The 4134-nt window shown below is 71.4% G+C and carries 6 protein-coding genes and 1 pseudogene; all 7 read right to left on the bottom strand.

Annotated features, from left to right (window positions below):
* Nucleotides 1-157: 157 nt before the first annotated feature.
* Nucleotides 158-508, bottom strand: coding sequence for a 50S ribosomal protein L19 (gene rplS / locus VFN12_RS16290; protein WP_325119815.1), 351 nt, complete (start codon nucleotides 506-508; stop codon nucleotides 158-160).
* Nucleotides 509-774: 266 nt separating this feature from the next.
* Nucleotides 775-1146 (bottom strand): GNAT family N-acetyltransferase, encoded by a 372-nt coding sequence (locus tag VFN12_RS16285; RefSeq protein WP_325119817.1) that lies wholly within the window; start codon nucleotides 1144-1146, stop codon nucleotides 775-777.
* A 60-nt stretch (nucleotides 1147-1206) separates the two neighbouring features.
* Nucleotides 1207-1902 (bottom strand): annotated as a pseudogene (gene trmD / locus VFN12_RS16280) (tRNA (guanosine(37)-N1)-methyltransferase TrmD); the annotation flags it as partial.
* Between the two features lie 10 nt (nucleotides 1903-1912).
* On the bottom strand, nucleotides 1913-2506 hold the full coding sequence (gene rimM / locus VFN12_RS16275) for a ribosome maturation factor RimM (protein ID WP_325119814.1): 594 nt from the start codon (nucleotides 2504-2506) through the stop codon (nucleotides 1913-1915).
* 4 nt (nucleotides 2507-2510) lie between these two features.
* A complete protein-coding gene (locus tag VFN12_RS16270) occupies nucleotides 2511-2753 on the bottom strand; it encodes an RNA-binding protein (RefSeq protein ID WP_325119816.1) in 243 nt (80 codons plus the stop codon).
* Between the two features lie 5 nt (nucleotides 2754-2758).
* Nucleotides 2759-3331, bottom strand: coding sequence for a 30S ribosomal protein S16 (gene rpsP, locus VFN12_RS16265; protein ID WP_325119813.1), 573 nt, complete (start codon nucleotides 3329-3331; stop codon nucleotides 2759-2761).
* 292 nt (nucleotides 3332-3623) lie between these two features.
* Nucleotides 3624-4134 (bottom strand): GNAT family protein (locus VFN12_RS16260; RefSeq protein WP_325119811.1); only part of this gene is annotated, 511 nt, incomplete at its 5' end.

Raw genomic sequence — 4134 nt, 5'->3', positions numbered from 1 at the left:
CGTCTCCTGCCAGAGGGGAAGGTGCTTGCGCTTCTTGGGCGCGCGTGCGGACCGCGACCCTGCCCGATCGGGCTCGTCATCTGCGACGGCGGTCGACTCGTCGCGGTCCTGGGAGGTCACGCTGCAGAGCGTAACGATGCGTTGGCTGAGATCCGGCTCAGGCCTCGCGGCGCTCCTTGATCTTGGCTGCCTTGCCGCGCAGGTTGCGCAGGTAGTAGAGCTTCGCGCGGCGTACGTCGCCGCGGGTGACGACCTCGATCTTCTCGAAGATCGGGGAGTTCAGCGGGAACGTCCGCTCGACGCCGACACCGAAGGAGACCTTGCGGACCGTGAACGTGCGGCCGACGCCGGCACCGTGGATGCGGATCACCACGCCCTGGAAGACCTGGACGCGGGAGCGGTTGCCCTCGACGACCTTGACGTGGACCTTGATGGTGTCGCCGGCGCGGAAGGCGGGGACGTCGTCGCGCTTGATCGAGCTGCCGAGATCGGCAATGACGTTGCTCATGTCTCTCCTCGCGAGTGCCACAGGTCAGCCGCGGTCAAGGGTGTCGCTTCAGTTGGTGGACCAGCGGAGTTGGCCGGCGGCGTCACGCTCCCCCTGTGGCAGGAACCGACGCGGACCTCCGCACGCAGGGCGTCCCGGATGATCCTTGTTTGGCCGACTGGGCCGGGGATTCAGTCTGCCACAGGCGGGTGGGGCGGCTGAAATCCGGATAGTCCCTCACGCAATCGCTCCCGACACTCCGGTGGCGACAACCATCTCGTTCGGGACTATCGCCGTTTGCTCAGCCGCACGACCCCGGGCCGGACCTCACCGCGGGATCGGTAGCCGGCCTTCGTGTACATCCTCTGGGTCCGCCGGTTGTCGGTCCCCGTCAGCAGCGAGTACGTCGACACCGACGGCGGTGCGGCGCGCTCGGCGTACTCGAGGAGGAACCGGCCGATGCCCCGCCCGCGCAGGTCCGGCGCGACCATCAGCAGCCGGGGCTGCCACTCGGTGCCGTCCTCGAGCAGCCGGCAGCCGACGGTGCCGACGAGCCTGCCGCCCACGCGGAGGACGAAGCTGGTGTCCTCCTCGAGCACGTCGCGGCGCAGGACCTCGAGCGGCTCGTGGAGCTCGGGAGGGAAGCAGGCCCGCTGCAGGGTCAGTACCTCGCCGAGGTCTGCGGGTTCGGTCGGCCGGACGAGCCCGTCCAGCCCGTCGAGGGAGACGGCGAGCGCCGGGTGGGCGAGGTCCGGACGGCGCTCGGCGGTCCGGCGCACGGCCTGCTCGTGGCGCCACTCGGCGATGGCGGCGTGGTCGCCCGACAGCAGGACCGGCGGTACGTCGCGGCCGCGCCAGGTGGCGGGCTTGGTGTAGACGGGGTACTCCAGCAGCCCGTCCTCGTGGGACTCCTCCGCCAGCGACTCCGGGTTGCCCATGAAGCCCGGGATCAGCCGCACCACGGACTCGATCACGACCAGCGCGGCCACCTCCCCCCCGTTGAGCACGTAGTCGCCGACCGAGACCTCACGGACGTCGGCCCGGGACCCCGCGTCGTCGAGGACTCGCTGGTCGATGCCCTCGTAGCGGCCGCAGGCGAAGACGAGATGGTCGTGGCCGGCCAGCTCGCGGGCGGTGGACTGGGTGAACACGGTCCCGGAGGGAGTCGGTACCACCAGCACGGCCCCGTCGGGGAGCACCTCGTCGAGCGCCTCACCCCACGGCTCGGGCTTCATCACCATGCCGGCGCCACCGCCGTACGGCGTGTCGTCGACGGTGCGGTGCCGGTCGCGCGTCCAGTCCCGGAGGTCGTGGACGTGGAGGTCGAGCAGGGACCTCTCCCGGGCCTTGCCCGGCAGTGAGAGGTCGAGGGGGTCGAGGTAGCGCGGGAAGATCGAGACGACATCGATCCTCATGGGTCGACCCTCATGCGTCCGGCTCCTCGAGCGGCGTGACGAGCCCCGGCCGGTCCGCGACCACCACCCGCCCCGCTGCGAGGTCCACCTCGGGCACCAGCGCCTTGACGAACGGCACCAGCGCCTCGCGACCGTCGGGTGTCAGCACGGTCAGCAGGTCCTGGGCACCGCCGCGGACGAGGGACGAGACCTCGCCGAGGAGGGTGCCGTGCTCGTCGTACGCCGCGAGGCCCACCAGCTGGTGGGCGTAGAACTCGTCCGGGTCCTCGGGCGAGTCGCCGGCGGCCACGGTGGCGAAGAGCACGATCCCGCGCGCCGCCTCGGCGGCGTCACGGTCGGGGAGCTCCTCGAACCTCACCAGCAGGGTGCCGCTGTGCCACCGGGAGCCGGCCACGCGAAGCGCCCGCAGCGGCGACGCCGAGCCGCGGGGCGGCTCGGCCCGCAGAACGGTCCCGCCCGCGAACCGGCGTCCGGGCTCGTCCGTGCGGACCTCGACCGTCACCTCGCCCCGGAGGCCGTGGGGCCGGCCGACCCGGCCGACGACGACCTCGATGTCGTCCGGGCCGGGCGCGGCGCCCTCACCGGGCGAGCCTGCCGGGACCAACAGATCAGCGGCGGCGGTCGACGTCGACGAAGTCGATCCTGGCCCCACCGCGGCCGGCCAGCGCCGAGACCACGGTCCGGAAGGCGGTGGCCGTGCGGCCACCGCGACCGATCACCTTGCCGAGGTCGTCGGGGTTGACCCGGACCTCCAGGATGGAGCCCCGGCGCAGCTGCTTGTCGCGGACGGTGACGTCGTCGGGGTTGTCGACGACGCCCCGCACCAGGTGTTCGAGAGCCTCGGCGAGCATCGTGCTCACGCCTCGCTCTTGCCGGCGTCCTCGGCCGTGACCTTCTCAGCCGCCTCGGCCTCCTCGGCCGCACCCTCCGGGGTCTCGGACGCCGGGACCTCGACCTTCGGCTCGTCGGCCTTGGGCTCGTCGACCTTGGGCTCGTCGGCCTTGGGCTCCTCGGCCTTGGGCTCCTCGGCCTTGGCGTCGTCCTTCTTGGCGGCCTTCTTGGTCACCGCGGCGCCCTTGGGCTCCTTCGCGGCGTCCTTGAGGGCCTCGTTGAATGCCTCGAGCTTGTCGCGCTTCGGCTCGGCCACCTTCAGGGTGCCCTCGGCCCCGGGCTCGCCCCGGAACTTCTGCCAGTCGCCGGTGATCTTGAGGATCGCGGCCACGGCGTCGCTCGGCTGCGCGCCGACGCCGAGCCAGTACTGCGCCCGGTCGGAGACGACGTCGATGTAGGACGGGTCCTCCTTGGGGTGGTACTTCCCGATCTCCTCGATCACGCGGCCGTCGCGCTTCTTGCGCGAGTCGACGACGACGATGCGGTACTGCGGGACCTTGACCTTGCCCAGGCGCTTCAAACGGATCTTGACGGCCACGTCTGTGGTGTCTCCTTGACTCTGTATGTGGTGAGCGACCCCTGCCAGGTGGGGACCGGGTCGGGTCACTCGATGGGCGCTGCGTCGGCCGGGTGAGAGGGTCCGTCCGCGCAGGACACGGTCGGAGATTCTGCCAGACGCCGCCCGTGAGTCCGAATCCCGCCCGGGGTGGGCCCTGTGCAGGTTTCCCCGGCGGGCCGGGGAAACCGACACTTCCCTGCTGGTGCAACGGCTGAGAAGTGCATGGATCGGCTGGGACGTGTGACTCCTGTGGCCGGCGTGGCGGCCGAGGTCAGCCCGGATCGAGCCCGATCGAGCGCCGGAACGGCGCCACCCCCTCCACCTCGAGGGGATGCTCACCGCGGACCAGGTCCCCGGGTGAGAGCACGAGACCCAGATTCGTCGCCAGCTCACCCTCGCGCCGCTTCAGCCGACGTACGCCGTTGGCGCGGTAGCCCACCTTGCGGCTCACCCCGAGCGAGGCGGGGTTGTCGCTGAAGGCACCCGAGGTGATCTCCTCGAACCCGACGTGGTCGAAGAGGAAGGCGCACATCGCCTGCCGCATCGCGGTGCCGATCCCCTGGCCCTGGTGCTCGAGCCCCAGCCAGGAGCCGGTCTCCCCCGTGCGCGTCACCAGGAAGTGCTCGGTGGCGACGCCTTGGGTGCCGAGGAGCTCGCCGTCGCGCCAGACCCCGAAGTTGAGATCCCACTTCTCCGGCGAGAAGTCCGCCCGGGTACGCCAGTGGTACTGCACGAGGTTCCCGGCGAGCAGGCCGGCCGGCACGTCGGTCCAGGGGTGGTAG

Source organism: Nocardioides sp., from assembly GCF_035703625.1.
Taxonomy (GTDB): domain Bacteria; phylum Actinomycetota; class Actinomycetes; order Propionibacteriales; family Nocardioidaceae; genus Nocardioides.
The sequence above is the reverse complement of the archived record's forward strand: the minus strand, read 5'-3'. Positions and strand labels throughout refer to the sequence as shown.

Excerpts from the sequence above, each read along its gene's own strand:
- rplS (WP_325119815.1), bottom strand. The coding sequence starts at position 508 with ATGAGCAACGTCATTGCCGATCTCGGCAGCTCGATCAAGCGCGACGAC.
- VFN12_RS16270 (WP_325119816.1), bottom strand. The coding sequence starts at position 2,753 with ATGCTCGCCGAGGCTCTCGAACACCTGGTGCGGGGCGTCGTCGACAAC.